Origin of the sequence: Nesterenkonia sp. PF2B19 (assembly GCF_001758425.2) — a bacterium.
GTDB lineage: Bacteria > Actinomycetota > Actinomycetes > Actinomycetales > Micrococcaceae > Nesterenkonia > Nesterenkonia aethiopica.
Genome location: NZ_MDSS02000112.1, coordinates 1 through 2,627, shown reverse-complemented (window position 1 = coordinate 2,627; position 2,627 = coordinate 1). Strand labels below are relative to the sequence as shown.

The window sequence follows — 2,627 nt, the reverse complement described above, 5'->3', positions numbered from 1 at the left end:
GACCAGTCCTCGCATGAGGTGCTGGTGGAAAGATTTTATCGGTCTTGGATGGACTCGCGGCCTATCAGCTAGACGGTGAGGTAACGGCTCACCGTGGCGATGACGGGTAGCCGGCCTGAGAGGGTGACCGGCCACACTGGGACTGAGACACGGCCCAGACTCCTACGGGAGGCAGCAGTGGGGAATATTGCACAATGGGCGCAAGCCTGATGCAGCGACGCCGCGTGCGGGATGACGGCCTTCGGGTTGTAAACCGCTTTCAGCAGGGAAGAAGCTTTTGTGACGGTACCTGCAGAAGAAGCGCCGGCTAACTACGTGCCAGCAGCCGCGGTAATACGTAGGGCGCGAGCGTTATCCGGAATTATTGGGCGTAAAGAGCTCGTAGGCGGCTTGTCGCGTCTGCTGTGAAAGCCCGGGGCTTAACCCCGGGTGTGCAGTGGGTACGGGCAGGCTAGAGTGCAGTAGGGGAGACTGGAATTCCTGGTGTAGCGGTGAAATGCGCAGATATCAGGAGGAACACCGATGGCGAAGGCAGGTCTCTGGGCTGTTACTGACGCTGAGGAGCGAAAGCATGGGGAGCGAACAGGATTAGATACCCTGGTAGTCCATGCCGTAAACGTTGGGCACTAGGTGTGGGGGACATTCCACGTTTTCCGCGCCGTAGCTAACGCATTAAGTGCCCCGCCTGGGGAGTACGGCCGCAAGGCTAAAACTCAAAGGAATTGACGGGGGCCCGCACAAGCGGCGGAGCATGCGGATTAATTCGATGCAACGCGAAGAACCTTACCAAGGCTTGACATGGACCGGATCGCTGCAGAGATGTAGTTTCCCTTCGGGGCTGGTTCACAGGTGGTGCATGGTTGTCGTCAGCTCGTGTCGTGAGATGTTGGGTTAAGTCCCGCAACGAGCGCAACCCTTGTCCTATGTTGCCAGCACGTAATGGTGGGGACTCATGGGAGACTGCCGGGGTCAACTCGGAGGAAGGTGGGGATGACGTCAAATCATCATGCCCCTTATGTCTTGGGCTTCACGCATGCTACAATGGCCGGTACAGTGGGTTGCGATACTGTGAGGTGGAGCTAATCCCTAAAAGCCGGTCTCAGTTCGGATCGAAGTCTGCAACTCGACTTCGTGAAGTTGGAGTCGCTAGTAATCGCAGATCAGCAACGCTGCGGTGAATACGTTCCCGGGCCTTGTACACACCGCCCGTCAAGTCACGAAAGTTGGTAACACCCGAAGCCCACGGCCCAACCGGTTTTCCGGGGGGAGTGGTCGAAGGTGGGACTGGCGATTGGGACTAAGTCGTAACAAGGTAGCCGTACCGGAAGGTGCGGCTGGATCACCTCCTTTCTAAGGAGCTTGGGCTCGAGTTCGAGTCCGCCGCCTGATGCTCACCGAGTGTGTGAGCTGGTGGTCTGCTCAAGGGTGGAATATCAACATTCTGTCGCTGCGTCTGTGCGTCTGGCTGTTCAGTACCTGGTGCTGGTTCCCTGTGTAGGGGGCTGGTGGTGGTGGAAGTCGGTCGGGTGTGTGGGTGTGGTGCTTGGTACACTGTTGGGTCCTGGGACAACAGGCCTGGCTGCGGTGGCGTTGGTCGTCGTGGTGGGTTCTGGTGTTTCTGGATCTGTTGCCCTGGCTGCAGGTAGCCGCATTGGGGGCATCATCGGGCCGCAGCATCCTGGTTTTGGGGTGTTGTGGTGGTGGTGTCTGGTGTGGTGATGGTGGTGGGGGTTGTTGTTTGGGAACTGCATAGTGGACGCGAGCATCTTTGTTTCTTAATGTGAAACGTGGTCAAGCATCGCATCGTTGTCATGGCCCTGTTGGGTTGTGGTGGTGGTGTTGTGTTGTCCTTGGTTGAACACTTGTGTGTAAGTGTTGAAGGGCGCATGGTGGATGCCTTGGCAGCAGGAGCCGATGAAGGACGTGGGAATCTGCGATAAGCCTGGTGGAGTTGATAACCGAGCGTTGATACCAGGATTTCCGAATGGGGAAACCCCGCATGCTGTTATGGTGTGTGACCGCCGGCTGAATGTATAGGCCGGTTGGAGGGAACGTCGGGAAGTGAAACATCTCAGTACCGACAGGAAGAGAAAACAAGAGTGATTCCGTGAGTAGTGGCGAGCGAAAGCGGATGGGGCTAAACCGTGTGCGTGTGATACCTGGTAGGGGTTGCGTGCGCGGGGTTGTGGGACATTCCGTCCAGGGTCTACCAGTCCTGGGGGTTGAGGTGCGGGCGTATAGACGAACACGTTTGAGTGCGTGACCGGAGAGGGTGGGAGTCCCGTAGTCGTAATGCGTTCCGCCGGCCTGTGAGTGTATCCCGAGTAGCACGAGGCTCGAGGAATCTTGTGTGAATCTGCCAGGACCACCTGGTAAGCCTGAATACTCCCTGCTGACCGATAGTGAATCAGTACCGTGAGGGAATGGTGAAAAGTACCCCGGGAGGGGAGTGAAATAGTACCTGAAACCATGTGCCTACAATCCGTCAAAGCATCCTGCGGGGTGTGATGGCGTGCCTTTTGAAGAATGAGCCTGCGAGTTAGTGCTCAGTGGCGAGGTTAACCCGTGTGGGGCAGCCGTAGCGAAAGCGAGTCTGAATAGGGCGTTTGAGTCGCTGGGTCTAGACC

At 57.2% G+C, this 2,627-nt stretch carries 2 rRNA genes; both read left to right on the top strand.

The features are described 5' to 3' along the window. Positions 1–1,350, top strand: a 16S ribosomal RNA gene (locus BCY76_RS17090); the annotation flags it as partial. A 516-nt stretch (positions 1,351–1,866) separates the two neighbouring features. Beyond that, positions 1,867–2,627 (top strand): 23S ribosomal RNA (locus BCY76_RS17085); the annotation flags it as partial.